At 74.2% G+C, this 25365-nt stretch carries 21 protein-coding genes; 9 read left to right on the top strand and 12 right to left on the bottom strand.

Annotated features, from left to right (window positions below):
* Positions 1-158: 158 nt before the first annotated feature.
* The 4 genes from pruA to ACFY0X_RS21925 form a co-directional block, all read right to left on the bottom strand.
* The gene (pruA, locus tag ACFY0X_RS21940; protein WP_387757050.1) at positions 159-1784 is read right to left on the bottom strand and encodes an L-glutamate gamma-semialdehyde dehydrogenase; all 1626 of its coding nucleotides are present in this window, start codon (positions 1782-1784) and stop codon (positions 159-161) included.
* A 201-nt stretch (positions 1785-1985) separates the two neighbouring features.
* Positions 1986-2642: an HAD family hydrolase gene (locus tag ACFY0X_RS21935; RefSeq protein WP_387756849.1), complete on the bottom strand. Its 657-nt coding sequence runs from the start codon at positions 2640-2642 to the stop codon at positions 1986-1988.
* A gap of 63 nt (positions 2643-2705) precedes the next feature.
* Positions 2706-3215 (bottom strand): DUF6912 family protein, encoded by a 510-nt coding sequence (locus tag ACFY0X_RS21930; RefSeq protein WP_387756848.1) that lies wholly within the window; start codon positions 3213-3215, stop codon positions 2706-2708.
* Positions 3216-3331: 116 nt separating this feature from the next.
* Entirely contained in the window at positions 3332-4489 is a 1158-nt protein-coding gene (locus ACFY0X_RS21925; RefSeq protein WP_387756847.1) for a patatin-like phospholipase family protein, read from the bottom strand.
* A gap of 335 nt (positions 4490-4824) precedes the next feature.
* Between ACFY0X_RS21925 and ACFY0X_RS21920 the strand changes: the two genes are divergently transcribed.
* Positions 4825-5301, top strand: coding sequence for an Rv3235 family protein (locus ACFY0X_RS21920; protein WP_387756846.1), 477 nt, complete (start codon positions 4825-4827; stop codon positions 5299-5301).
* Between the two features lie 101 nt (positions 5302-5402).
* Here the strand turns inward: ACFY0X_RS21920 and secA are convergent, their stop codons facing one another.
* Positions 5403-8165, bottom strand: a complete 2763-nt coding sequence (gene secA / locus ACFY0X_RS21915; RefSeq protein ID WP_387756845.1) for a preprotein translocase subunit SecA — start codon at positions 8163-8165, stop codon at positions 5403-5405.
* A gap of 266 nt (positions 8166-8431) precedes the next feature.
* Here secA and ACFY0X_RS21910 point away from each other — a divergent pair, with 266 nt between their 5' ends.
* Together ACFY0X_RS21910 and ACFY0X_RS21905 are read left to right on the top strand one after the other, a co-directional pair.
* Complete coding sequence (locus ACFY0X_RS21910) at positions 8432-8986, top strand: GNAT family N-acetyltransferase (protein WP_387756844.1); 555 nt, start codon at positions 8432-8434, stop codon at positions 8984-8986.
* Between the two features lie 37 nt (positions 8987-9023).
* Positions 9024-10235, top strand: coding sequence for a winged helix-turn-helix domain-containing protein (locus ACFY0X_RS21905; RefSeq protein ID WP_387756843.1), 1212 nt, complete (start codon positions 9024-9026; stop codon positions 10233-10235).
* A 24-nt stretch (positions 10236-10259) separates the two neighbouring features.
* Here the strand turns inward: ACFY0X_RS21905 and ACFY0X_RS21900 are convergent, their stop codons facing one another.
* Together ACFY0X_RS21900 and hpf are read right to left on the bottom strand one after the other, a co-directional pair.
* A complete protein-coding gene (locus ACFY0X_RS21900) occupies positions 10260-11012 on the bottom strand; it encodes a response regulator (protein ID WP_387756842.1) in 753 nt (250 codons plus the stop codon).
* A gap of 202 nt (positions 11013-11214) precedes the next feature.
* A complete protein-coding gene (hpf, locus tag ACFY0X_RS21895) occupies positions 11215-11910 on the bottom strand; it encodes a ribosome hibernation-promoting factor, HPF/YfiA family (RefSeq protein WP_387756841.1) in 696 nt (231 codons plus the stop codon).
* 369 nt (positions 11911-12279) lie between these two features.
* Here hpf and ACFY0X_RS21890 point away from each other — a divergent pair, with 369 nt between their 5' ends.
* Complete coding sequence (locus ACFY0X_RS21890; protein ID WP_387756840.1) at positions 12280-13035, top strand: ComF family protein; 756 nt, start codon at positions 12280-12282, stop codon at positions 13033-13035.
* Between the two features lie 45 nt (positions 13036-13080).
* Here the strand turns inward: ACFY0X_RS21890 and ACFY0X_RS21885 are convergent, their stop codons facing one another.
* From ACFY0X_RS21885 to mtrA, 3 genes are read right to left on the bottom strand one after another with little or no spacing between them, the layout of a single operon-like run.
* The gene (locus ACFY0X_RS21885) at positions 13081-14940 is read right to left on the bottom strand and encodes an LpqB family beta-propeller domain-containing protein (protein WP_387756839.1); all 1860 of its coding nucleotides are present in this window, start codon (positions 14938-14940) and stop codon (positions 13081-13083) included.
* A complete protein-coding gene (gene mtrB, locus ACFY0X_RS21880) occupies positions 14915-17014 on the bottom strand; it encodes an MtrAB system histidine kinase MtrB (RefSeq protein ID WP_387756838.1) in 2100 nt (699 codons plus the stop codon). Before mtrB ends, ACFY0X_RS21885 begins: the two co-directional genes overlap by 26 nt.
* A gap of 1 nt (position 17015) precedes the next feature.
* On the bottom strand, positions 17016-17693 hold the full coding sequence (gene mtrA, locus ACFY0X_RS21875; RefSeq protein WP_030247322.1) for an MtrAB system response regulator MtrA: 678 nt from the start codon (positions 17691-17693) through the stop codon (positions 17016-17018).
* 297 nt (positions 17694-17990) lie between these two features.
* Between mtrA and ACFY0X_RS21870 the strand changes: the two genes are divergently transcribed.
* The 5 genes from ACFY0X_RS21870 to ACFY0X_RS21850 all read left to right on the top strand — a co-directional run bounded on the left by ACFY0X_RS21870 (position 17991) and on the right by ACFY0X_RS21850 (position 23534).
* Positions 17991-19163, top strand: coding sequence for a hypothetical protein (locus ACFY0X_RS21870; RefSeq protein WP_387756837.1), 1173 nt, complete (start codon positions 17991-17993; stop codon positions 19161-19163).
* A 5-nt stretch (positions 19164-19168) separates the two neighbouring features.
* Positions 19169-19870 (top strand): DUF4129 domain-containing protein, encoded by a 702-nt coding sequence (locus ACFY0X_RS21865; protein ID WP_387756836.1) that lies wholly within the window; start codon positions 19169-19171, stop codon positions 19868-19870.
* Positions 19867-21105 carry a DUF4350 domain-containing protein gene (locus ACFY0X_RS21860; protein ID WP_387756835.1) on the top strand — a complete coding sequence of 413 codons (1239 nt, stop codon included), beginning with the start codon at positions 19867-19869 and terminating at the stop codon, positions 21103-21105. The genes ACFY0X_RS21865 and ACFY0X_RS21860 overlap by 4 nt, the downstream gene beginning before the upstream one ends.
* A complete protein-coding gene (locus ACFY0X_RS21855) occupies positions 21102-22112 on the top strand; it encodes an AAA family ATPase (RefSeq protein WP_387756834.1) in 1011 nt (336 codons plus the stop codon). Before ACFY0X_RS21860 ends, ACFY0X_RS21855 begins: the two co-directional genes overlap by 4 nt.
* Before the next feature lie 111 nt (positions 22113-22223).
* Positions 22224-23534 carry a DUF58 domain-containing protein gene (locus ACFY0X_RS21850; RefSeq protein WP_387756833.1) on the top strand — a complete coding sequence of 437 codons (1311 nt, stop codon included), beginning with the start codon at positions 22224-22226 and terminating at the stop codon, positions 23532-23534.
* 9 nt (positions 23535-23543) lie between these two features.
* Here ACFY0X_RS21850 and ACFY0X_RS21845 read toward each other — a convergent pair whose 3' ends face one another.
* Together ACFY0X_RS21845 and ACFY0X_RS21840 are read right to left on the bottom strand one after the other, a co-directional pair.
* Positions 23544-24701, bottom strand: a complete 1158-nt coding sequence (locus ACFY0X_RS21845) for an RNA polymerase sigma factor (RefSeq protein ID WP_387757049.1) — start codon at positions 24699-24701, stop codon at positions 23544-23546.
* Between the two features lie 8 nt (positions 24702-24709).
* Positions 24710-25117 carry a YciI family protein gene (locus tag ACFY0X_RS21840; RefSeq protein WP_387756832.1) on the bottom strand — a complete coding sequence of 136 codons (408 nt, stop codon included), beginning with the start codon at positions 25115-25117 and terminating at the stop codon, positions 24710-24712.
* Between the last annotated feature and the right edge of the window lie 248 nt (positions 25118-25365).

The following is a 25365-nucleotide window of genomic DNA, read 5'->3' as shown; positions in this document are numbered from 1 at the left end:
CCAGCGGGTAGGACGACTCGTTCGTCCTGCAGCCACCCGACGACGCCAGCCAGCCTAACCGGATCAATCGAAGGTGCACAGGGACAGGTAGGCGCAAACCCGCAGGAAGTCGGCTCCGTCCTGGACAGCATGTCCAAACCGGAGCCCGGTGTTCACTCTCAGCCCATGTGCGGGTATCCGTGGTGGGTCGGCGGTACGAAGGTCTCCTTGATCGACCGGGCCGAGGTCCAGCGGAGCAGGTTCTGCGCGGCGCCCGCCTTGTCGTTGGTGCCGGAGGCCCGGCCGCCGCCGAAGGGCTGCTGGCCGACGACGGCGCCGGTCGGCTTGTCGTTGATGTAGAAGTTCCCCGCGGCGAAGCGCAGCTCCTCGACGGCCTGGGCGATGGCGTAACGATCCTGCGCGACCACCGAGCCGGTCAGGCCGTACGGGGCGCCGCCGTCGACCCTTCGGAGCACGTCGTCCCAGCGGGAGTCCTCGTAGACGTGGACGGCGAGGATCGGGCCGAAGTACTCGGTCCGGAAGATGTCGCCCCGGTGGTCGGAGGAGACCAGCACCGTCGGCCGGACGAACCAGCCGATCGCGTCGTCGTACTGCCCGCCGGCCGCCAGTTCGATCGTCGGATCGGCCTTCGCCCGGTCGATGGCGTCCCGGTTCTTCTCGAAGGCCCGCCGGTCGATCAGGGCGCCCATGAAGTTGGACAGGTCGGTCACGTCGCCCACCGGGAGCGCGTCCACCTCGGCCAGGAAGTCGTCCTTGATCCGCTGCCAGAGGCTGCGCGGCAGGTAGGCCCGGGAGAGCGCCGAGCACTTCTGGCCCTGGTACTCGAAGGCGCCGCGGACCAGCGCGGTCCGCAGGACGTCCGGGTCGGCCGAGCGGTGGGCCAGCAGGAAGTCCTTGCCGCCGGTCTCGCCGACGATCCTCGGGTACGCGCGGTAGCCGCCGATGTTGGCGCCGATGGTCTGCCACAGCGACTGGAAGGTGGCGGTGGAGCCGGTGAAGTGCAGCCCGGCGAACGCCGGGTCGGCCAGCACCACCGGGGAGACCTGCAGGCCGTCGCCGGTCACCAGGTTGATCACCCCGGGCGGCAGGCCGGCCGCCTCCAGCAGCCGCATCAGGTGGTACGCGGCCAGGGTCTGGGTCGGCGCGGGCTTCCAGACCACGGTGTTGCCCATCAGCGCGGGGGCGGTGGGCAGGTTGCCGGCGATCGCGGTGAAGTTGAACGGGGTGACCGCGTAGACGAAACCTTCCAGCGGGCGGTGGTCGGTGCGGTTCCACACGCCGGGCGAGGAGATCGGCTGGTCGGCCAGGATCTGCCGGGCGAACCGGACGTTGAACCGCCAGAAGTCGACCAGCTCGCAGGCCGAGTCGATCTCGGCCTGCTGCGCGGTCTTGGACTGGCCGAGCATGGTGGCCGCGTTGAGCGTCTCCCGCCAGGGGCCGGCCAGCAGGTCGGCGGCGCGCAGGAAGACCGCCGCGCGGTCGTCGAAGGAGAGCGAGCGCCACTGCCGCCCGGCGGCCAGCGCCGCGTCCACCGCCGCCCGGGCGTCCTCCCGGGTCGCGTTGCCGAGCACGCCCAGCTTGGCGGCGTGGTGGTGCGGCTGGACCACCTCGATCCGCTCACCGCCGCCGAACCGCTGCTCGCCGCCGATGGTCATCGGCAGCGGGACCTGCTCGGCCGCCAGTTCGTCCAGCCGCCGGACCAGCCGGTCCCGCTCCGGGGTGCCGGGCGCGTACGAGCGCACCGGCTCGTTGACCGGCACCGGCACCTCGGTGACTGCGTCGATGGGCATGGCGGCTCCGTCCTGGCGGCTGGTCGGGTGTGACACCAGCCTGACCAGCCGGGGCGCGATCCGCCCGTTCAGACACGCGGACGGCGGACGTGGCGCCCGCCACGTCCGGCCGGTCCGGGGCGTGGTTCAGCCCGCGCCGACCGCCTGGTCCCGGGGTGGTTCACCGCGCCGCGTCGGGCCGGTCCTGGGCGTGGTTCAGCCCGCGATCCGGCCGGCCAGCTCGACCGCCTCGGCCAGGGTGTCCACCACCGGGACGCCGACCGGCTCCAGCTTCTCCCTGGTGTGCGAACCGCCGGTGTAGAGCACCGCGTGGGCCCCCGCCCCCAGCGCCGCCAGGGCGTCGTCCGCGGCGTCGCCGATCAGCACCGTACGGGCCGGGTCCACCAGCTCACCGAGCGCGGCCAGGTGCCTGACCAGGTGCTCCGCCTTCTGGCCGCCGGCCGGGCCGCTGCGGCCGTCCACCCGCAGGAAGCCGTCGGTCAGGCCGAAGGTGTCGACCAGCGGCACCAGCCGGTCGTGCTCGTACATCGACAGCAGCGACTGGCTGTTCCCGGCCTCCCGCCAGCCGTCCATCAGCTCGCGCACGCCCTCGGCCAGCCCGCAGGACGGGCTGAGCTCCCGGTAGCGGTCGTGGAACGCGTCGTCGAGCCTCAGCCACTCCTCCGTGGAGGGCATCCGGCCGAGCAGGCGCTGGTAGAAGCGGGGAATCGGGATCTCGTACTGCTCGCGGTACTCCTGGAGGGTCATCGGCCCGACGCCGATGGTCGCGAAGGCGGCGTTGCTCGCCCCCAGCACGGCCTCCATGTCGTGGAAGAGCGTGCCGTTCCAGTCCCAAACGATGTGAGTGCGCACAGGGTGAAACGGTAACCCGGCCGGGTGACACGCCGGTAGGACGGAACTCACGCGGACCGGGGCTCAGGCCAGCAAGGCGGGGATCTCCTGGGTCGCGTACCAGAGCAGGTCGTGGTCCTCGGCGCCGTCCACGGTGAACTGGGCATCCTGGTCGCCCGCGTCGGCCGCGGCGACCGCCGCCACCGCCGCCGCGACGTCCGTGACCACCTCCTCGTCGGCCACGTCGGCGTGCACCGCGGCCGCCTTGGCCAGCCGCACCGGGCCGGCCAGCACCACCCGGCCGAGCGAGGCCTGGTCCTGGTACTCGTCGCCGGGGAAGGGCCGCACCGAGGCGTCGGCCACGTCCAGCGCCACCACGACCCGGCGGCGCGGGGCCCCCGGATCGGCGGCCAGCTGCCGCAGCGAGGCCTGCGCGGCCCGGTTCAGCGCCGCGTACTCCAGTTCCTCGAGGTCGTCGCTGACGTACCACTCGCGCAGCGCGGGGGTCACGGCGTACGCGGCGGACTGCTCCAGGGAGCCGCCCTCGTGCGCCGCCGCCAGGCCGGTCAGGGTGGTGGGCAGGTACACGCGCATCGGTGGCACTCTCCGGTTCGTCCAGCGGGGTTCGTCCAGCGGCACAGCTTCTCCAGCGCCCCCAGAATAAGCGCCGCCGGACCGGCCGTGATCACCTCCGGTGCGGGGCCGGGCGCTCACCGCCCGGCGCCGAGCGCCTCCCGGCTGGTGCGCAGGGCGCTCTCCAGGACGGCGCCCCGGCGGGCCGGGTCCATCATGTTCGGGCCCATCACGGCGAGGTCCGCCGGGGTCGGCGCCAGCAGCCGCACCCGGACGCCCTCCGCCCGCAGCAGCGCGGCCTCGCGCAGCAGCTGCCGGGTGACGGCGCGGCGGTAGCGGCTCACCAGCTGGGCGAGGACGCCGCGCGGACGGTCCCGGGCACGCCACTCGCGCAGGACGGCCAGGATGTCGCCGCCGTGCCGGAGCCGGCCCCCGCCCCCGGCCCGCCCCGGCCGGGGGTCCAGCCGCAGCGCCATCGGGGCGAGCACGTACACCTCGTCCAGCCCCCGGCCGAGCATCAGGTCGGCGTTGGTGGCGGACCAGCAGCCGCCGTCCACGTACGCCGAGCCGCCCAGCCGCACCGGGGCGAACCATCCGGGGATCGCGCAGGAGGCCATCACCGCGTCGGGCACCGGGACGGCCGGGGCGTCCGGGTCGCCGAACACCACCCGGCGGCCGCTGCGGTAGTCCACGGCCACCACCCGCAACGGCGAACCCCCGCCACCGGGCGGCCCACCGGGACCGGACATCGCGCCGGGACCTGACGCCGCGCCGGGGAAGGATGTCGCGCCGGGGAAGGACGTCGCGCCGGGGCCGAGCAGGCCGCGGACCAGCTCGCCGACCGGCGTCAGCGACCCGCGGCCGTGCGGCGCGATCGCCGAGACCATGGTCAGCAGCGGGTACGCACGCGGGTGCCGGACGGCGTCGCGCAGCAGGCCGGGCGACCCGATGCCGGCCCGGGGGCGGGGCGGCAGCGCGCCGCCGACGGCGGTGTCGTAGTCGAAGGCCGCCCCGGCCAGCGGCCCCTCGGTGACCGGCAGGCCGCGCTGGTGGTCGCGCAGTTGGTCGGGGCGGACGCCGCCGGCCAGCATCGCGGCGAGGATCGCACCGGCCGAGGTGCCGAGCAGCACGTCGGCCTCGCCCGGCGGCCGCCCGGTCACCTCCTCGACGGCGCACAGCGCGCCGACCGTCCAGGCCGCGCCGAGCATCCCGCCGCCGCCCAGCACCAGGCCGCGCCGGGGCGCACCCGCGGCGGGCGGGGCGCCGCCCGCGGCCCGCGCCGCCCGTGTGGTCATACCGGCCACCCCTCGTCGTGGGAGCCCCGCCGTCCGCTCCCGACCAGGCTCCCGATGGTGCGCGCCGGGCCGGTACGGCGCAATGCGGCGGGCGGGCGCCGCCACCCGGTCCGCCCAGCCCGAACGTCCCCTTTAGGACCGTACGGCCCGTCCCCACACGTCAACCGGACGCCTTCGCCCGACCCCTGGGGCCCGGCGCCGCACTGGCCGGTTCACCCGGATAGGTGAACTCGGCAGCCCGTCCGGACCACCCCGGAAACCCGTTGCCGCCCTGCGCGGGACGCCCCCAGCCTGGACCCGTCCGTACCCGCACCACCAGCCCGAGGAGCCCCGCCGTGACCGTCCGCTGCAGCGCCCACCCCACCGTCCGCCCGCACCGCCGTCCGCGCGCCGCCGGCGGCTGCGACCCGGCCGGGCGCCGCCCGCGCCACCCGCGCGCCGCCTGCACCGCCGCCCCCGGCGTCGGGCCCGGGGCCGGCTCCCGGCCCGACGCCGGGGCACTGGCCGGCCGGTTCGCCCGCCAGCTGGTCGAGGTGCTCACCGGTGCACGGCCCTCCGGCCAGCTGATGCGGCACACCAGTCTGGACGGCTACGGGCAGCTCGCCTCGCTGGTCCGAGCCGGCGCGCTGCGCCGCGGCGGCCCCGCCGACCGGCCCAGGCTCGGCCCGGTGCACGAACGCTCGCCCTCACCGGACGCGGTCGAGGCCTGCGTCCGGGTCGACCTCGGCCGACGGCACCACATGGTGGCCTTCCGGCTGGAGCAGCGCGGCCCGGCCGGGCAGTGGCAGTGCACCGCCGTGGAGGCCCGGTGAACACCCTGCCGCGCCCCCGGCGGCACACCACGGCGCAGGGCGCCGCCCCGGTCCGGGAGCGGCGCCCTGCGAGGCGTCCTGGCTGGTCTCCAGCGGCGGGCTCAGGCCTTGCGGCGGCGGCCCTTGGCCGACTTCGCGGCCTTGCGGCGCTCGGCGCGGGTCAGCCCGTCGCCCTCGTCCTCCGGCGCGAGGTCCTCGAAGTCGCCCTCGATGACACCGCCGCCGACCTCGTCCGAGGGGGCCGTGTAGTGCAGCCGCTGCGGCTTCGGGGCCTCCAGGCCCTTGGCCTTGATCTCCGGGCGGGCGGAGTCCTTCTCCAGCTTGTCGAGCACCACCTGGGCGTCCTCGACCGGGACCTCCTCGACCTGCTGCTCGACCTGGACCTCCAGGTTGAACAGGTAGCCGACGGACTCCTCCTTGATGCCCTCCATCATCGCGGTGAACATGTCGAAGCCCTCGCGCTGGTACTCGACCAGCGGGTCGCGCTGCGCCATGGCCCGCAGGCCGATGCCCTCCTGGAGGTAGTCCATCTCGTAGAGGTGCTCGCGCCAGCGGCGGTCCAGCACCGACAGCACGACCCGGCGCTCCAGCTCGCGCATGATCTCCGCGCCCAGCTGGTCCTCACGGGCGCCGTACTGCGCCTGGATGTCCTCCTGGATGACCTTGATCAGGAACTCGGGGGTCAGCCCGGCCTGGCCGCCGGCCTCCTCCTCCAGCTCCTCCAGGTCCAGGGTGATCGGGTAGAGCTGCTTGAGCGCCGTCCAGAGCTTCTCCAGGTCCCAGTCGTCCTCGAAGCCCTCGCCGGTGGCCGCCCGGACGTACGCCTCGACGGTGTCGTCCATGAAGTGGCCGACCTGCTCCTGGAGGTCCTCGCCCTCCAGCACCCGGCGGCGCTCGCCGTAGATGACCTCGCGCTGGCGGTTGAGCACCTCGTCGTACTTGAGGACGTTCTTGCGGATCTCGAAGTTCTGCTGCTCGACCTGGGTCTGCGCGGAGGCGATGGCGCGGGTGACCATCTTGGACTCGATCGGCACGTCCTCGGGCACGTTGGCCATCGAGAGCACGCGCTCGACCATGCCGGCCTTGAACAGGCGCATCAGGTCGTCGCCCAGCGACAGGTAGAAGCGGGACTCGCCCGGGTCGCCCTGACGGCCGGAGCGGCCGCGCAGCTGGTTGTCGATCCGGCGGGACTCGTGCCGCTCGGTGCCGAGGACGTAGAGGCCGCCGGCCTCCTTGACCTCGTCCTGCTCGGCCTTCACCGAGGCCTTGGCCTTCTCCAGCGCGGCCGGGAAGGCGGCCTCGTACTCCTCCGGGGTGTCCGTCGGGGTCAGCCCGCGCTGCGCCAGCTCGGCGGCGGCCAGGTGGTCGGCGTTGCCGCCCAGCATGATGTCGGTGCCGCGGCCGGCCATGTTGGTGGCGACGGTGACGGCGCCCTTGCGGCCGGCCTGCGCGACGATCTGCGCCTCGCGCTCGTGGTGCTTGGCGTTCAGCACCTCGTGCGGGATGCCGCGCTTGCGCAGCTCCTGCGACAGGTACTCGGACTTCTCGACCGACACGGTGCCGACCAGCACCGGCTGGCCCTTCTCGTGCTTCTCGGCGATGTCCTCGACCACGGCGGCGAACTTGGCCGGCTCCGACTTGTAGATCAGGTCGGGCTGGTCGATGCGCAGCGGCGTCTTGTTGGTCGGGATCGGCACCACGCCGAGCTTGTAGATCTGGTGGAACTCGGCGGCCTCGGTGGTGCCGGTACCGGTCATGCCCGCGAGCTTGTCGTACAGGCGGAAGAAGTTCTGCAGGGTGATGGTGGCCAGGGTCTGGTTCTCGTTCTGGACCTCCACCCCCTCCTTGGCCTCGATCGCCTGGTGCATGCCCTCGTTGTAGCGGCGGCCGGCCAGGATGCGGCCGGTGTGCTCGTCGACGATCATGACCTCGCCGTTCATCACGACGTAGTCCTTGTCCCGCTTGTACAGCTCCTTCGCCTTGATGGCGTTGTTCAGGAAGCCGACCAGCGGGGTGTTCACCGACTCGTAGAGGTTGTCGATGCCCAGGTAGTCCTCGACCCGGGTGACGCCCTCCTCCAGGATGCCGACGGTGCGCTTCTTCTCGTCGACCTCGTAGTCGCGGTCGATCTTCAGGCGCAGCACCAGCTTGGCGAAGTCGGCGTACCACTTGGTCGCCTGGTCGGCCGGGCCGGAGATGATCAGCGGGGTGCGGGCCTCGTCGATGAGGATCGAGTCGACCTCGTCGACGACCGCGAAGTAGTGGCCGCGCTGGACGAGTTCGTCCTGCGACCAGGCCATGTTGTCGCGCAGGTAGTCGAAGCCGAACTCGTTGTTGGTGCCGTACGTGATGTCCATCGCGTACTGGCGCTTGCGCTCGGCCGGCGTCATGTTGGCCAGGATCACGCCGACTTCGAGGCCGAGGAAGCGGTGCACCCGGCCCATCCACTCCGAGTCGCGCTCGGCGAGGTAGTCGTTGACGGTGATCAGGTGGACGCCCTTGCCGGTGAGCGCGTTCAGGTACGCCGGCAGGGTGCCGACGAGGGTCTTGCCCTCACCGGTGCGCATCTCCGCGACGTAGCCGTGGTGCAGCGCGGCGCCGCCCATCAGCTGGACGTCGTAGTGCCGCTGGCCGAGGACGCGCTTGGCGGCCTCGCGGACGGTGGCGAACGCCTCGGGGAGGATGTCGTCCAGGGTCTCGCCGTCGGCGAGCCGCTGCTTGTACTCGTCGGTCAGTGCGCGCAGCTCGGCGTCGGTGAGGTTGACGAAGTCCTCTTCGATGGAGTTGACCTGGGCAGCAATCCGCTGCAGCTTGCGAAGGATCTTGCCCTCGCCTGCGCGCAAGATCTTGTCGAAGACGGACACGTGAGCGGGCTCCTTGCCTGTATTGGCACTGGACGACTGCACGGGGGGTCCACCCCACCGCACGGGCCATCGTATGCGAGGAGTCCAACCCCCCGGGAGGTGCGTCAGCACGGTATTCCCGTGTCACCCGCGCGAGCACATGGCCCGATAGCACCGTCCACCGGGACAAAACGGTCGGCGGGCCCGAGAGTTGGCCGTCCGCGGAACCGGCGGACCGGCGGAATAATCGGGTGCCCGCTTTCCTCGTCCGGCGAAATAATCCGTTCATGGAAGAAACCCCCGAACCGGTCGTCCTCACCACCGAGCGGCTCGTGCTGCGCGCTCCGCGGGAGTCCGACATCGACGCGGTCTTCGCCGCCTGCCAGGACCCGGAGATCCAGCGCTGGACGGTCGTCCCGTCCCCGTACCGGCGCGAGGACGCGGAGTTCTTCGTACGCGATCTCGCGATTGAGGGCTGGCGTACCGGGGCGAACCGGATCTGGTGCGTTTTCGAGCGCGATTCCGGCGCCCTGGTCGGCAGCCAGGGGCTCGTCCTGCGCGCCCACGACCCGGGCGCCGCCGAGATCGGCTGGTGGGCCGTGAAGGAGTTCCGCGGCCGCGGCTACACCACCGAGGCCGCCCGCGCCGTCTCCCACTACGGCCTGCGCGACCTCGGCCTGCGCCGCCTGGAGTGGCTGGCCTACGTCGGCAACGCGGGCTCCCGCGCGGTCGCCGAGAAGGCGGGCTACCGCTTCGAGGGCACCCTGCGCTCGTACGCGGAGCAGCGCGGCGTCTTCCACGACGCCTGGGTCGCCTCCCTGCTGCCCTCCGACCTGGGCTGAGTCCGCGCTGTCGGTGCCCCCGGCTACGCTCGCCGGCATGACCGCCGCTGCCGCCCGCCCCGCCCCCGTCGCCGTCCTCAGCGCGGACGACGCCCGCCGGATCGCCCTGCGCGCCCAGGGCCTGCTGGGTGCGCCGGACCGCCGGGGCGGGGTGCGCGGGGTGCTGCGGCACCTGGGCGCCGTCCAGCTGGACACCATCTCGGTGCTCGCCCGCTCGCACGAGCTGGTGCCGTACGCCCGCCTCGGCGCGGTCGGCCGCCCGGCCGTCGAGGCGGCGTACTGGGGCGGCGGCACGAGCTTCGAGTACTGGTCGCACGCGGCCTGCGTCCTGCCGGTCGAGGAGTGGCCGCTGTTCGCCTTCCGGCGCCGCCGCTACCGCGACCGCGGCCACCTCTGGGGCCACCAGGTCGCGCCCGAGACCTACCGCGCCGTGCTCGACAAGCTGCGCGCCGAGGGGCCGTTGACCTCCACCGAGCTGGGCGGCGCCAAGCGGACCGCCGAGTGGTGGGACTGGTCCGACACCAAGATCGCGGTCGAGCGGGCGCTGGCCTTCGGCGACGTGGTCTGCACCGAGCGCCGGAGCTGGAAGCGGGTCTACGCGCTGGCCGAACAGGCCGTCCCGGACGCCCTGTTCGGCCAGGACCTGCCGGACGAGGAGTGCGTGCGCACCCTGGTCGCCCAGGCCGGAGCCGCGCTCGGCGTGGCCACCCGGGCCGACCTGCTGGACTACCACCGGTTGCGCGCCGAGCAGTTGGACCCGGTGCTCGCCGACTGCGGGCTCGTCCCGGTCGAGGTGGCCGGCTGGGGCCCGGACGGCGCCCCGGCCCCCGCCTGGGCGGACCCGTCGGCCCTCGCCACCGCCCCGCGCGGGCGCCACCGCACCACGCTGCTCTCGCCGTTCGACTCGCTGATCTGGGACCGCGCCCGCACCGAGCGGATCTTCGGCATGACGCACCGGCTGGAGGCCTACACCCCCAAGCACAAGCGGGTGCACGGCTACTTCGCGATGCCGCTGCTGGCCGGCGGCCGGCTGGTCGGCCGGGTCGACCCGGCCCGCGAGGGCCGCACCCTGGTCGCCCGGCAGGTCTCGCTGGACGGCGGCCGGGCCGGCGGTGCCCGGCACGTGGAGGCCCTGGCGACGGCCCTGCGCGAGGCGGCCGCCTGGGTCGGCTGCGAGGAGGTGCGGGTCGGGACGCTGCACGACGAGCGGCTGCGCCCGGCCCTGGAGAAGCTGCTGGCCGGCCGCTAGCGGCCGGCCCAAGTCCCGTAGGGCTCAGCCTATTTCGAGGATCTTCTCGCGCATCGCGTACACCACGGCCTCCATCCGGGAGTGCAGCTGGAGCTTCTCCAGGATGTTGCGCACGTGGTTCTTCACGGTGTTCTCGCTGATGAACAGCTCCTTGGCGATCTCCCGGTTGTTCATCCCGGTCGCCACCAGCTTGAGCACCTCCAGTTCCCGGTCGGTGAGCCGGGGCGCGGGCACCAGGTCCCGGTCGTCGGAGCGGCGCTGGATCATCGACTTGAACTCGGTGAGCAGCTTGGAGGCCATCGACGGGCTGATCTGGGACTGCCCGTCGGCGACCGCGCGGATCGCGGTGGCGACCTCGTCGGTGGAGATCTCCTTGAGCAGGTAGCCGGTGGCCCCCGCCTTGATCGCCTCGTAGAGGTCGGCCTCCTCGTCGCTTATCGTCAACATGATGATCTTGGTGCTGGGCGCCACGTCCTTGATCGCCGTACAGGCCTCGATCCCGCTGCGGCGCGGCATCCGGACATCCATGAGGATGATGTCGGGCAGCAGGTCGGCGGCCTTCAGCACGGCCTCTGCGCCGTCCCCCGCCTCGCCGACGACCTTGATGTCCGGCTCCTCCGCGAGGACGATCTCCAGCCCCCGGCGGAACAGCGCGTGGTCGTCCACCACCAACACGCGGATCGGCTCACCCCGGTGCGGCTCGTACGCGGGCTCGTCCTCCGCCCCCAACGGCAGCCCGGGCCCTGCCCCGGGCCCCAGCCCGAAGTGATCCCCCATCCGCTCCTCCCCCTTCGCGGGTCGTCGTACGCCAATCATTCCACGCTCCGACCCCGCCACGGTCACCCTCCGATGCCGATTCCCCCGCATCGGGTGACCCCTCGCCCGGGACGCGACGCGTTCGAACCGCCCTTCCCCCGAACGCCGGTGACCCCGGCGGCCACGGGCCGCCGGGGTCACCCCTCCATCGCTGCTCGGACGGTCAGTCCTCGTCGTCGGCCCCGCCGATCGCGCCGCCCGCCCCGCCGCCCGGCCCGGCCGCGAGGTCGGTCTGCAGGTGGATGACGCCGTAGTGGTAGCCGTGCCGGCGGTAGACCACGCTCGGCAGGCCGCTGTCCTTCTCCACGAAGAGGTAGAAGTCGTGGCCGACCAGCTCCATCTCGTAGAGCGCCTGGTCCAGCGCCATGGGGGCGGCCGGGTGCGTCTTCTCCCGGACCACCAGCGGGCCTTCGCCCTCCACTTCCAGGGAGCCCATCATGGTCTTGCGGACGGCGCCGTTCGTCTCGCCCTCGGGCGCCGTCGTGTCCGGCAGCGCGGCCAGGGCCGCGGTCGCCTCGGCGACGCTGATCGGGGTGCGGCCGTTCGCGCCGCCCTTGTGCACCCGACGCCGGTCCGCGGACTTGCGCAGCTGCGCGTCGAGCTTCGCCGAAGCCAGGTCGAGCGCCGCGTACGGGTCGCCGGCGGCGGCTTCGGCCCGGATCACGGGGCCGCGGCTGCGGAGAGTGATCTCCACCCGATCGGACCGGTCGGCCTGCCGCGGGTTGTGCTCCTTGGACACCTCGACGTCGAGGCTGATGGCCTTGGCGTCGAACTTCTGGACCTTCTCCAGCTTCTCGGCCACGTGCTCGCGGAACCTCTTGGGCACCTCGGTCTTGCGGCCCTTGACGACGATGTCCACGCAGAACTCCGATCCCTCGTGCTGACGCCGATCCGGGTGCTACCGGACCGGACTGAGACCCAGCTGGACCAGCCCATCCACTGCCGGCCCCCCGCCCCCGCCGCCAGCGGCGGGAAACGACTGGCCCTCACCTCACTTCCTCCCCACCAGGGACGGTTGAAACCCCCTGGGCCTTATCGAACACCTCACACGGGTTTTTCGCCTCCTCAGGCGACAAGGAGGGTATGACCCGATACTGCGACCGGGCGGTCAAGCTGGTGCACCCTGTCTACCCTCCCGCGAGTGAAGTAAGGGTAAATACCTGGACAACGCCCCCCATACGGCGCATCCTTTGCTGACTCTCCGTGCCTGCCGCCGCCAGGAGCAGCCGTGCCGCCCTCCCTCTCCCCCGCTCCTCCGCCGTCCGCCCAAGGGCCGTTCGGCCACGCACTGGCCGGGCTGCTGGACGTCCTGCTGCCCGCCGACTGCGCGGGCTGCGGCAGCGAACGCACCCAGCTCTGCCCGGCCTGCCGGCACGTGCTGGCCACCGCCCGGCCGGCCCCCACCCCGCTGCCCTGGGCGCACGCCGCCGCGCCGTACACCGGTCCGGTCCGGCAGCTGCTGCTCGCCCACAAGGAGCGCGGCGCGCTGCGGCTGGCCGGGCCGCTCGGCGAGGCCCTCGGCCGGGCGGTGCGCTCCGCCCTGGGGGCGCGGGCCGGGGCGGCGCCGCTGCTGCTGGTCCCGATGCCCTCGGCGCGCCCGGCCGTCCGCGCCCGCGGGCACGACCCGACGCTTCGGCTGGCCGGGGCGGCCGCCCGCTCGCTGCGCCGGGCCGGCCTGGACGTCCGGGCCGCGCCGCTGCTGCGGCACGCCCGGCCGGTGGCCGACCAGGCCGGGCTGAACGCGGCCGAGCGGCGCCGCAACCTGCACGGCGCGCTCACCGTGCTGCCGCGCGCCCGCACCGGACGGGCGGGCCTCGCGGGTCTGGCGGGCCTGGCAGGCCTGGCGGGCCGTCACCCGGTGCTGGTGGACGACCTGGTGACCACCGGGGCCAGCCTCGCCGAGGCCGCCCGGGCACTGGCCGACGCCGGCCTGCCGGCCCGTGCCGGCGCCACGGTCGCGGCCACGGCGCACCCGGCCCGCTGAGCCCGGCGCGCGCGCCGACCCACCGGGCCGTCAACCGGCCGCCGGTCAGCCCGGGTAGAAGAACGAGCGCGGCTTGTCGATCAACTGGGCTTCCCGCCACTGGTTGTTGAGCAGCCGGTAGACCTTGGTGTCCGACACCGCGAGCACCGGCGGCGCCTGGGTCAGCACGTCCCCGCGGGACTCCGAGGCGGAGACGGTCCGCATGCTCTCGCCGATCCCCAGCCGGGTGTCCGAGCTCTGCGAGCCGTCGGTGCTGATGTAGTGCAGCTGCTGGGTCCGGTCGACCTCCTTGCCGAGCACCAGCAGCTGGTCGGTCTCCACCCAGGACACCGAGGCGACGTCGGTGATGGTGGGGGCCGCCCGGCGGATCCCGGTGATCTTCGCGGTCGGCGCCTCCTTGGTGCCGCCGTGCACCACCAGACCGAACACCAGCGAGCTGGTGGCCACGCCCGGGGTCTTGACCACCAGGGCGACCCGGGCGCCGTCCGAGGCGATCTTGAGCGACTCCACGGTCTGCCCGGTCAGCCCCTCGACCGGCACGGTGTACGACTTGTTGCCGCGCACCATCACCACCCGCGGGTTCTGCTTGCCGCGGTCCACCACCCAGAGGTCGCCGCGGCCGTCCCAGCTGGGCGAGGCGAAGCCGTCGTCCTTGTCGCCGCCCTTGGCCGGCGCGCTGAGCACCGGCTCGCCCATGCTCGCCGTGCTGTCCGACAGCGGCACCGAGAAGACCTGGCGGCCGTCCCCGCTGACCGCGGCGGCCCAGCCGCCGTCCCGGCTGACGGCGACGGTGCCCAGCGGCGGGGTGCCGTTCGGCTGCGGCTTGCCGAGGGGGCCGCGGACCGGGTCGCCGGTGCGCCCCTCGTCGATCTTCATCAGCACGCCGTTGTCGGCGCGCTGGTAGTACTGCTGGGTGGAGGCGCTCCCGGCCAGCGAACCTGGCCCGGTGGCCGGTCCGTCGTTCCGGCTGGCCGTGCAGGTGCCGTGCCGCCCCTTCAGCTCCAGGCGGTCGAGCCCCTTGCCCTGGTCGGCGAGGGTGTAGAAGAGCTGGGTCGCCATCCGCCGGCAGCCCGTCGGCTCGCCGGTGTCCGCCCCGCCGAGCCGCACGTGGGCGCCCCGGTTGTCGTCGATGCCGACCTCCTCGACCGTGGTGCCGGACGGGAACGCCGTGCCGACCACCGGCGAGAGCCAGGTGGACGGGCCCTGGACGAGCGCCCGGGCGGCCGAGGCGAGCGGGTCTATCCGGCGCCGCAGGTAGATCGGGTCGGCGACCAGCACCTCCTGGCCGGTGTTCCCGGCGACCGCCGAGGACGGGTCCGGCGCGGTGTAGAAGAACCGCTCGACCTGCCGGAAGCTGTTCCGGAAGTTGGTCTCGTTCATGATCACGCCGGGCGGCAGCTTGTCGATCCGCCACTCGCCGCCCTCCCGGACGAAGGTGAAGTCGGAGGAGACGTTGTTCTGCCCGGCCACCAGCAGGTACGAGTGCCGCTCGTCGACGGTGGCGACCAGCTGCCCGGTCACCGTCGCGGAGACCACGGTGTCCGTGTCGGTGACGTCCTGGCCGGCCGTGGTGGCGGTGGCGGTGAGCACCTGGGTCCCGGCGTCCGGGTTCCAGGTGGCGGCGGCGCTCTCGGTGAGGTACTTGCGCGCGGTGTCGTACCCCTCGTCGGCGGTCACCGCGTCCAGGAACCCGGTCAGCAGCTCGCGCGGCTTGGCGCCCCGGCCGGGCGCCATCGGGTAGACCCGGGCCTGCAGGTTCTTGTCGGCCGAGCCCTGGGACAGCTCCACCTTGGTGATGCCGCCGGAATCCGGCATGGCCGCGCAGCCGCTCGCCACCAGGGCGCCGAGCAGCCCGCCGACCGCCGCGAGGAGCCGCGGCTCAGTCCTGTTGCTCGTCCTTCGCACGCTGCGGCCCCTCCGCCGTCGTCCCACCCGTCACGTCCGGCTCCGCCGTCCGCTGTGCCACCGACGGCCGTCCCGGCGTCGGGTCCACCATGACCTGGGCGCCGGTGGTCCCGTACCCGGCGGCCGTCCACACGTCCGAGGGGTCCGCGCGCGGCCCCTCGGGCAGCCGGCGCCGGCCCAGCCCGGGGCCGATGTTCAGCACTCCGCCGAGCCCGCTGCCGAGGCCGTTGCCCACGGCCTCCGGCGTCTCCGCCTGGTCGTCGACGGCGGCCGTCGCCGTCGCGCCGGCCGGGCTGATCGCCCGCCGGTACGGCGTGCCCTGCGCGCCCAGGCCCCGGTTGTTCCGGGAGTCCTCCGGCTCCAGCCGGAACGGCGCCCGGGTGATCTCGCCGCCACGGGTGCGCGGCAGGGTCAGCCGGAAGTGCGAGCCGCCGCCGGGCTCGCCCCAGGCCTGGAGCCAGCCGCCGTGCAGATGGGCGTCCTCGACCGCGATGGACAGGCCGAGGCCGGTGCCGCCGGTGGTCCGCACCCGGGACGGGTCGGCCCGCCAGAAGCGGTGGAAGACCCGGGACGCCTCGCCCGGCTTGAGGCCGATGCCGTAGTCGCGCACGCCGACCGCGACGGCGCCGTCCGCGGAGCCCAGCCGGACCACCACGTCGCGGCCCTCGCCGTGCTCCAGCGCGTTGACCACCAGGTTGCGCAGGATGCGCTCGATCCGGCGGGAGTCCACCTCGGCGAGCACCGGCTCGCCGTCGCCGCGGATCAGCACGGTGCTGCCCTTGGCCTCGGCGAGCGGCTCGGCGGCCTCCACCACGCGGGCGACGATCTCGCGAAGGTCGACCGGCTCGGCGTCCAGGATCGCGGCGCCGGCGTCGAAGCGGCTGATCTCCAGCAGGTCGGCGAGCAGCGACTCGAAGCGGTCCAGCTGGCCCTGGAGCAGTTCCGCCGAGCGGGCCGCCATCGGGTCCAGGTCCTCGCGGCTGTCGTAGATGAGGTCGGCGGCCATCCGGACCGTGGTCAGCGGGGTGCGCAGCTCGTGCGAGACGTCCGAGACGAAGCGGCGCTGCACCCGGGACAGCTCCTCCAGCTGGCGGATCTGCGCCTGGAGGGCGTTGGCCATCCGGTTGAAGGACTCCCCGAGGCGGGCGATGTCGTCCGTCCCGGTGACCTTCATCCGCTCTTCCAGGTGCCCGTCGGCGAGCCGCTCGGAGATCCCGGCGGCCATCCGGACCGGGGTGACCACCTGGCGCACCACGACCCAGGCGATGCCGCCCATCAGGATCACCACGAACACGCCGGCGGTCGCCAGGGTGCCGGTGACCAGGTTGAGGGTGTCGGTCTCCTGCCCGAAGGAGAACACGTAGAACAGCTGGTAGCTCTTGTCGGCCGGGCCCATGAACTGCATGCCGAGGGCCAGCCCGGGCTCGGACTTCCCGCTGCTCTCGGGCGAGCGGTGGATCCGGGTCGGCTGGTCGAACATCTGGTTGGGCTCGGCGAGCAGCTTGGCCCGCAGGGAGTCGGGGATGCTGCTGGGCTGGATGTCGCCCGAGTAGCGCGGCGCGAAGCCGGCGGTGTCCGGGACGACGGCGCCGGTGCCGGGGGCCATCGCGATCACCGAGTAGACGGTCTGCCCGCTCCCGGCCAGGTCGTTGACCTGCCGCAGCAGCCAGGTGCCGGTCTCGTCGAGGGTCGGGTCCGCGGTGCCCCGCAGCTTCTGGTCCCGGGCCTCGTCGATCTTCTTCTGCTCGACCTGGAAGCCGATCCTGGCCTGCGCCCGGGCGGCGTCCATCTTGGTGTCGAGCAGGCCGTTGCGCACCTGGGCCACCACGACCACGCCGAGCACCAGGACGACGGCGATGGACGCCAGCAGCGACACCGCGACCACGCGCAGCTGGATCGACCGGCGGTACAGCGCGGCCGTCCGGTGCACGGGGCGGCGCAGCTGACGCTTCACCAGCGCGACCACGCCGGACGGGCGCCGGCGGCGGGTCGTCGAGCTGAGCACGTCGCCGCGCACGGCCCCGGCCCCGTCGGTCGCGGTACCCGACGGGGTGTCGTCTGCCCGGTCCGTCACGTCAGCTGGGTCCGGCCTTGTAGCCGACGCCGCGGACGGTCACCACGATCTCGGGGCGCTCCGGGTCCTTCTCGATCTTGGAACGCAGGCGCTGCACGTGGACGTTGACCAGGCGGGTGTCCGCCGCGTGGCGGTAGCCCCAGACCTGCTCCAGCAGCACCTCGCGGGTGAACACCTGCCAGGGCTTGCGGGCCAGCGCGACCAGCAGGTCGAACTCCAGCGGGGTCAGCGGGATGCCCCGCCCGTCCCGCTTCACGGAGTGGCCGGCCACGTCGATCACCAGGTCGCCGATGGTCAGCTGCTCGGGCGTGGGCTCCTCGGCACGGCGCAGCCGGGCACGCACCCGGGCCACCAGCTCCTTGGGCTTGAACGGCTTGGTGACGTAGTCGTCGGCACCCGACTCCAGGCCCACCACGACGTCGACCGTGTCGGTCTTCGCGGTCAGCATGACGATCGGGATGCCGGACTCCGCCCGGATCTGCCGGCACACGTCGATGCCGTCCCGGCCGGGCAGCATCAGGTCGAGCAGGACCAGGTCGGGCTTGGTCTCCCGGAACGCGGCTAGCGCCCTGTCCCCATCCGCGACGAAAAACGGCTCAAAACCCTCACCACGCAGCACGATGCCGAGCATCTCGGCCAGTGCGGAGTCGTCATCAACGACGAGGACGCGTCCCTTCATGCGTCCATCTTCTCATTACCGGATTGTGACCTGCCGCACAGCAGTGCCATTGCTCCAGAACGGCCAACTCCCCCACCGGTGCATTCCGGCCATACCGGGCGAATACCCCCGCCGGGAACACCTCCGGACTCCCTCCCGCCCCACCGCGGACCACCACCCGCCCCGCCGCGGACGCCCGTTGCCGATCAGCAACCGGATCGCGCTGGGGCCGGTTTCCGGCCCATGGCACGATGGGCGCTGCGCGCGGGCGGAAGATCCGTTCGCAGTCGCGCCCGTGACGCCCTCCGAGGAGCAGTGATGACCGACACCCCGGGCTGGGCCTCGCCCAGCTCGTCCGAGCCGCCCCGCGACGACGCCCGGCCCCCGGCCGACGCGACCGCCGCCGCGCCCGGGCCGTCGGCACCACCGCAGGCCGCCCCCGGCTGGACCGGCCCGGCCGGCGCCCCCCGCGGCGGACAGCAGTGGGGACAGCCCTCCGGCGGGCACCGCCCGTACGGCTGGGGCGCCCCCGCGAGCCCCAAGCCCGGCGTCATCCCGCTGCGGCCGCTGAACACCGGCGAACTGCTGGACGGTGCCGTCACCACCGTCCGCCGGAACTGGCGCACCGTGCTCGCCCTCTCGCTCGGCCTCGCCGTGCTCTCCCAGGCCGGCACCGTCCTGGTCGACCTGACGGTCAAGGGCAGGACCGGCGAGGCCACCCAGGTCCTGCGGCTGCTGGCCGGCCTGCCGCTGGACCTGCTGCTCAACGTGTTCGCCACCGCGCTGCTCACCATCGTGGTCAGCCGCGCCGTCCTCGGCCGGTCGGCGACCGCCGGGGAGGCCTGGCGCGACGCCCGCCCCCGGCTGCTGCAGCTGCTCGGGCTGACCCTGATCACCGCCCTGATGGGCCCCGGGGTGGTGCTGCTCGGCTTCGTCCCGCTGCTCGGCTACGAGGCCGGCGGCGCGGGCTCACCCGCGATCAAGGGCCTGCTGGCGCTGGTCGCCCTGCTGATCGTGCCGGTCGCCGTCTGGCTGTGGATCCGCTTCAGCCTCGCCGCCCCCGCCCTGATGCTGGAGAAGCAGGGCGTGCTGACGGCGCTGTCGCGCGCGCGGCGCCTGGCCCGCGGCGCCTGGTGGCGGATCCTCGGCATCACCCTGCTGGGCCACGTGCTGGCGCTCGTCGTCGCGCTGGTCATCGCCGTCCCGGCCCAGTTCATCGGCCTGGCGCTGGGCTTCGAAAGCCTCGACAGCCAGGGCCTGCCCGACTCCGCCGACCGGGGCGTCGCCATGCTGCTCCTGCTGGCGGTCGCCGGGATCATCGCCGGCACCTTCACCACCCCGTTCATCGCCGCCGTCGGCGTGCTGGTCTACATCGACCAGCGGATCCGCCGCGAGGCCCTGGACATCGAGCTCGCCCGCGCGGCCGGCCTGCCCGAACACGGCGGCACCGGCCCGGCCGGGCCGGGCGACCCGACCGCGGCGAGGCGCTGAGCCGGATGTCTGACTGGGGGGACAGGCTCCTCGCCGCGGGCGGAGCACCGGTCACCGTGCCACGTGACCCGGCCCGCGAGGCCGCCCGCGACGAGCTGCTCGACGCGGAGTACCACAAGCACGACCCGTCCGTGCTGCAGCGGATCACGGACTGGTTCTACGACCGCATCGCCGGCGCGCTCGACAGCATCTCCGGCGACGGCACCACCGGCACCACCGGACTGGTCCTCTTCGTCATCGTCGCGGTGCTGATCGGCGCCGCGCTCTGGTGGCGCCTCGGCGCGCCCCGCCGCGCCGCCCGCACCGTCCAGGACGTGTACGGCACCGAGGGCCCGCGCAGCGCCGACCAGTACCGGGCGGACGCCGCCGGACACGCCGCCGCCGGACGCTGGACCGAGGCCGTCCGCGAGCAGATGCGCGCCCTGGTGCGCAGCCTGGAGGAGCGCACCCTGCTCGACACCCGCCCCGGCCGCACCGCCGACGAGGCCGCCGCCGAGGCCGGCCGGGCCCTGCCCGAGCACGCCGCCACCCTGGCCGCGGCCGCCCGGACCTTCGACGACATCGCGTACGGCGAGCGCACCGCCGACCAGGACGCCTACCGGCTGCTGCACGAACTCGACCGGACGCTGGAGCGCACCCGCCCGGTCCTCGCGCCCGACGCCGCCGAAGCCCCCGTCCCGGCCCCGACCCCGGGAGGAGCGGCATGACCGGTACCGTCCCCGCCCCCGCGACCCCGCCCGACGCCGGGGCACCCGCGACCGCGCCCGCCGTCCCGACCAGCCTCGCCCCCACCACGCGCGGCCTGTGGCGCCGGGCCCGCTGGTACCTGGCCGTCCTCGCCGCCCTGCTGATCGGCGCCGCCGCCGTCTCCGCGCTCGGCCAGGACCGCCGCTACCCGGCGCTCGACCCGCGCTCGTACGACCGCGACGGCGCCCACGCCGTCGTCGCCCTGCTCGAACGCCAGGGCCTGAAGACCGGGTTCAGCACCGATCCGGCCGCCGCCCCGGACGGCCCGGACACCCTCGTGCTGCCCGAACCCGACCTGCTCAGCCCGGACCAGCTGCGCGCCGTCGCCGCCGCCCGGCACCGCCGGCTGGTGCTGGTCGCCCCCGGCCCGGCCGCGCTCACCGCGCTCGCCCCCGGCATCCGGCTGTCCGACGACGCGGGCGGGCTGCCGTACGCCGCCGTCCGCTCCAGCACGGCGGAGTGCTCGCTCACCGAGGCCGTCCGGGCCGGCAGCGCCCAGCAGGGCGGCATGCTCTACACCAGCGGCAGCCGCGGCCAGGGCTGCTACCCGCGCGGCCACGGCTACCCGCTGGTCAGCCTCCCGGTCGGCGACGGCGGCCGCGACGTCATCGTGCTCGGCAGCGGCGCCTTCCTGCACAACGGCGAGCTGGCCAAGGACGGCAACGCCTCCCTCGCGCTCGGCCTGCTCGGCTCGCAGCCCCGCCTCAGCTGGCACCTGCCCGACTACTCCGTCCCCGCCCCCGAGGGCGCCCGCACCAAGACCTTCGGCGACTACCTGCCGAGCGGCTGGCACTGGGCCGGCTACCAGCTCGCCGTCGCCGCCGTGCTCGCCGCCCTCTGGCGCGGACGCCGGCTCGGCCCGGTGGTCAGCGAGAACCTGCCGGTGGTGGTCCGCGCCGCCGAGACCACCGAGGGCCGCGCCCGGCTCTACCGGCGGGCCAGGGCCCGCGGCCGCGCCGCCGAGGCGCTGCGCGGCGCCACCGCCCACCGCCTCGCCCCCGCCCTGGGCGTCCCGCTCCAGGCCGGCGCCCCCGACCCCGACGCGCTCTGCGTCGCCGTGGCCGGCCGACTGCCCGAACGGCCCGCCGGGGACGTCCGGGCCCTGCTGTACGGCCCGCCCCCCACCGACGACGCCGCACTGCTGCGGCTCGCCGACGACCTCGACGCCCTCGAAAGGCAGGTACGGAACCCGTGACCGACCAGGCAACCGCCCAGCTCCGCCCCGTCCCCGGCACGGCACCCGCTACCCCCGCCACCGACCCGCGCACCGCGCTCACCGCCCTGCGCGCCGAGATCGGCAAGGCCGTGGTCGGCCAGGACGCCGCAGTCACCGGCCTGGTCGTCGCCCTGCTCTGCGGCGGCCACGTGCTGCTGGAGGGCGTCCCCGGCGTCGCCAAGACCCTGCTGGTGCGCACCCTCTCCACCGCCCTGAGCCTGGAGACCAAGCGCATCCAGTTCACCCCCGACCTGATGCCCGGCGACGTCACCGGCTCGCTCGTCTACGACGCCCGCACCGCCGAGTTCTCCTTCCAGCCCGGCCCGGTCTTCACCAACCTGCTGCTCGCCGACGAGATCAACCGCACCCCGCCGAAGACCCAGGCGGCCCTGCTGGAGGCCATGGAGGAGCACCAGGTCACCGTGGACGGCGAGCCGCGCGCGCTGCCCGTCCCGTTCCTGGTCGCCGCGACCCAGAACCCGGTCGAGTACGAGGGCACCTACCCGCTGCCCGAGGCCCAGCTGGACCGCTTCCTGCTCAAGCTGATCCTGCCGCTGCCCGACCGCGACCAGGAGTTCCAGGTGCTCTCCCGGCACGCCGCCGGCTTCGACCCGCGCGACCTCGGCGCGGCCGGCGTCCGCCCGGTCGCCGGGCCCGAGCACCTCGCCGCCGCCCGCGAGCAGATCGCCCGGCTGACCGTCGCCCCCGAGGTCCTCGCCTACATCGTCGACCTCTGCCGGGCCACCCGGCAGTCCCCGTCGCTGTCGATCGGCGTCTCCCCGCGCGGCGCCACCGCCCTGCTGGCCGCCTCCCGGGCCTGGGCCTGGCTGGCCGGCCGCGACTACGTCACCCCGGACGACGTCAAGGCGCTGGCCCTGCCCACCCTGCGGCACCGGGTCGCGCTGCGCGCCGAGGCGGAGATGGAGGGCGTCACCGCCGACTCCGTCATCCAGGCCGTCCTCGCCCAGACGCCCGCCCCCCGCTGACCCGGCCCACCGCACCGTCACCCGCACCGCACCGCCCCCGTTCGGCCCTCCGGCCCACGGGCTTCCGACCCACCGGTCTCCGACTCACGGGCTTCCGAAGGAGCGCACCGCATGGCCCTCACCGGGCGAACCGCCCTGCTCGCCGCACTCGGCGCGCTCGTCGTGGGCCTGCTGCTGCCGTCCCGGACCGGGATCGGCCTGGTCACCGGTGCGGTGCTGGTCGCCGTCGCGGTCGACCTGGTGCTCGCCGCCCCGGTCCGCGGCCTGCGGTTCGCGCGCGGCGGCGACACCACGGTCCGGCTCGGCGAACCCGCCACGGTCGAGCTGACCGTCACCAACCCGTCCGCCCGACCGCTCCGGGGCCTGGTCCGCGACGCCTGGGCCCCGTCCGCCTGGCGCCCCGGCACCGCCGAGACCGCCTCCCGCCACACCCTGGCCCTCCCCGGCGGCGAACGGCGCCGGATCACCACCGTGCTCACCCCCACCCGCCGCGGCGACCACCACGCCCACCGGGTGACGGTCCGCTCCCTCGGCCCGCTCGGCCTGGCCGGCCGCCAGGGCTCCCACCTCGTCCCCTGGACGGTCCGCGCGCTGCCCCCGTTCGCCAGCCGCAAGCACCTGCCCTCCCGGCTCGCCCGGCTGCGCGAACTCGACGGCCGCACCTCGGTCCTGACCCGCGGCCAGGGAACCGAGTTCGACTCCCTGCGCGAGTACCTGCCCGGCGACGACGTCCGCTCCATCGACTGGCGCGCCAGCGCCCGCCGGAACACCGTCGCCGTCCGCACCTGGCGCCCCGAACGCGACCGGCACATTCTCGTCGTCCTCGACACCGGCCGCACCTCGGCCGGCCGGGTCGGCGACGCGCCCCGCCTGGACGCCGCCCTCGACGCCGCACTGCTGCTCACCGCCCTCGCCACCCGGGCCGGCGACCGGGTCGACCTGCTCGCCCACGACTCCCGCAAGCGGGTCGCGGTGGCCGGCAGCTCGGCCCACGAGGTGCTGCCCGCCTTCACCCACGCGATGGCGGGCCTGGAACCCGCGCTGCACGAGACCGACATGCGCTCGCTGGTCGCCACGGCCCTCAAGATGGCGCCGCAGCGCTCGCTGATCGTGCTGCTCACCGGCCTCGACGCGGCCCCGGTCGAGGACGGCCTGCGCCCGCTGCTGCCGATGCTCACCAAGCGCCACGAGGTCGTCCTCGCCTCGGTCGCCGACCCCCGGCTGGACGTCCTCGCCACCGGGCGGGGCACCGTGGAGGCGGTCTACGGCGCGGCGGCCGCCGAGCAGACCCGGGCCGACCGCCGGGCCACCGCCGAGCGCCTCACCCGCCACGGCGTCACCGTCCTGGACGCCCCGCCGACCCGGATCGCCCCCGCCCTGGCCGACACCTACCTGGCGCTGAAGGCGGCCGGCCGGCTCTGAGCCGAGGCGTCACGTCGGCCGACGGCGCTTCAGCAACGTGTTGAGCCGGGCGGCCTGACGGGTCAGATGCTCGCGCTCGGCGAGGTTCGGCGCGCGGTGCGCCGCCTGCGCGTACAGCCTGGCCGCCGCCGCCAGGTCCCCGTCACGCTCGTGGAGGTAGGCCGCCACCGCCGCGTACCTGGGCAGGGTGTCATCCAGCTCCGCGAGCGCCGCCAGCCCGGCGCGCGGACCGTCGGCCTCGCCGACCGCCACCGCCCGGTTCAGCCGCACCACCGGGCTCCCGGTCAGCTGGACGAGCTCGTCGTACCACTCGACGATCTGCGTCCAGTCCGTCTCCCCGGCGGTGGGCGCGTCGGCGTGCAGCGCCGCCACGGCCGCCTGCGCCTGGAACTCCCCCAGCCGGTCCCGGGCCAGGGCCGCCTGGAGGATCCCGATGCCCTCGGCGATCATCCCGGTGTCCCACCGACCGCGGTCCTGCTCGGCCAGCGGCACCAGCGCGCCGTCCGGCCCGGTCCGGCCGGCCCGCCGGGCGTGGTGCAGCAGCATCAGGGCCAGCAGCCCCGCCACCTCCGGATGGTCGATCACCGCCGCGAGCTGCCGGGTCAGCCGGACGGCCTCCGCCGCCAGGTCGACGTCACCGGAGTAGCCCTCGTTGAAGACCAGGTAGAGCACCCGGAGCACGGTGGCGACGTCCCCCGGCTGATCGAACCGGACGGCCGAGACGGTGCGCTTGGCCCGGCTGATCCGCTGCGCCATGGTCGCCTCGGGCACCAGGTAGGCCCGGGCGATCTGGCGGGTGGTCAGCCCGCCCACCGCGCGCAGGGTCAGCGCGACCGCCGACGAGGGCGTCAACGACGGGTGGGCGCAAAGGAAGTAGAGCTGGAGCGTGTCGTCCACGGCGGCCGCGGGCCCCGGCTCCGGCTCCTGGTCGGCCGCGTCCTCACGGCGCCGGCGGGCGGCGTCCGACCGGGTCGCGTCCAGGAACTTGCGCCAGGCCACGGTGATCAGCCAGCCCTTGGGATCGCGCGGCTGGTCGGCCGGCCAGACCCGGATCGCCTCGACCAGCGCCTCCTGAACGGCGTCCTCGGCCGCCGCGAAGTCTGCTCCGCGGCGGACGAGGACGCCGATGACGCTCGGCGTGAGGCTCCTCAGCAGGGCCTCGTTCATCGGAGAGGTCACTCCGTGACGGTCGGCGGCATCGCCAGGAACGGCCGCAGCTCCAGCCACTCGTGGATCGGCTTCCCCTCGGCGCCGGGGGCCGCCGACAGCTCCCCGGCCAGCTCGACGGCGCGCTCGTAGCTGTCGACGTCGATCACCATCCAGCCTGCGATCAGGTCCTTGGTCTCGGCGAACGGACCGTCGGTGACCGGCGGACGCCCCTCACCGTCGTACCGGACCCAGGTCCCCTCCGGCGCGACCGCCTGACCGTCGACGAACTCGCCGGTCTTCTCCAGCCGGGCCGCGAATTCCTGCATGTACGCGATGTGCGCCGTGACCTCCTCCGGCGTCCACTGGTCCATCGGCACGCAGTTGACCGCTTCCGGGGCGCCCCGGTAGTGCTTCAGCAGCAGGTACTTGGCCATCGTCTTCTCCTCGGAGCCTGGTGCGACCCATTGTGGCCGCGTCCACCCCGGGGACGACGCCGGTCACGGGTTCTCGACACGACCGACCAAGATTTTTTCTGGTGACCCTCCGGGACCGCGCCGGCCCGTAAACGCGAAGAACCCCCATCCGGGTCCCGGATGGGGGTTCTTCAGCAATGATTGTTCGGCGGCGTCCTACTCTCCCACAGGGTCCCCCCTGCAGTACCATCGGCGCTGTAAGGCTTAGC

It is taken from the genome of Kitasatospora sp. NPDC001547 (genome assembly GCF_042894165.1).
In the GTDB taxonomy this organism is placed as follows: Bacteria; Actinomycetota; Actinomycetes; order Streptomycetales; family Streptomycetaceae; genus Kitasatospora.
Note: the sequence above shows the minus strand (reverse complement) of the source record. Positions and strands in the feature narration are given on the sequence as shown.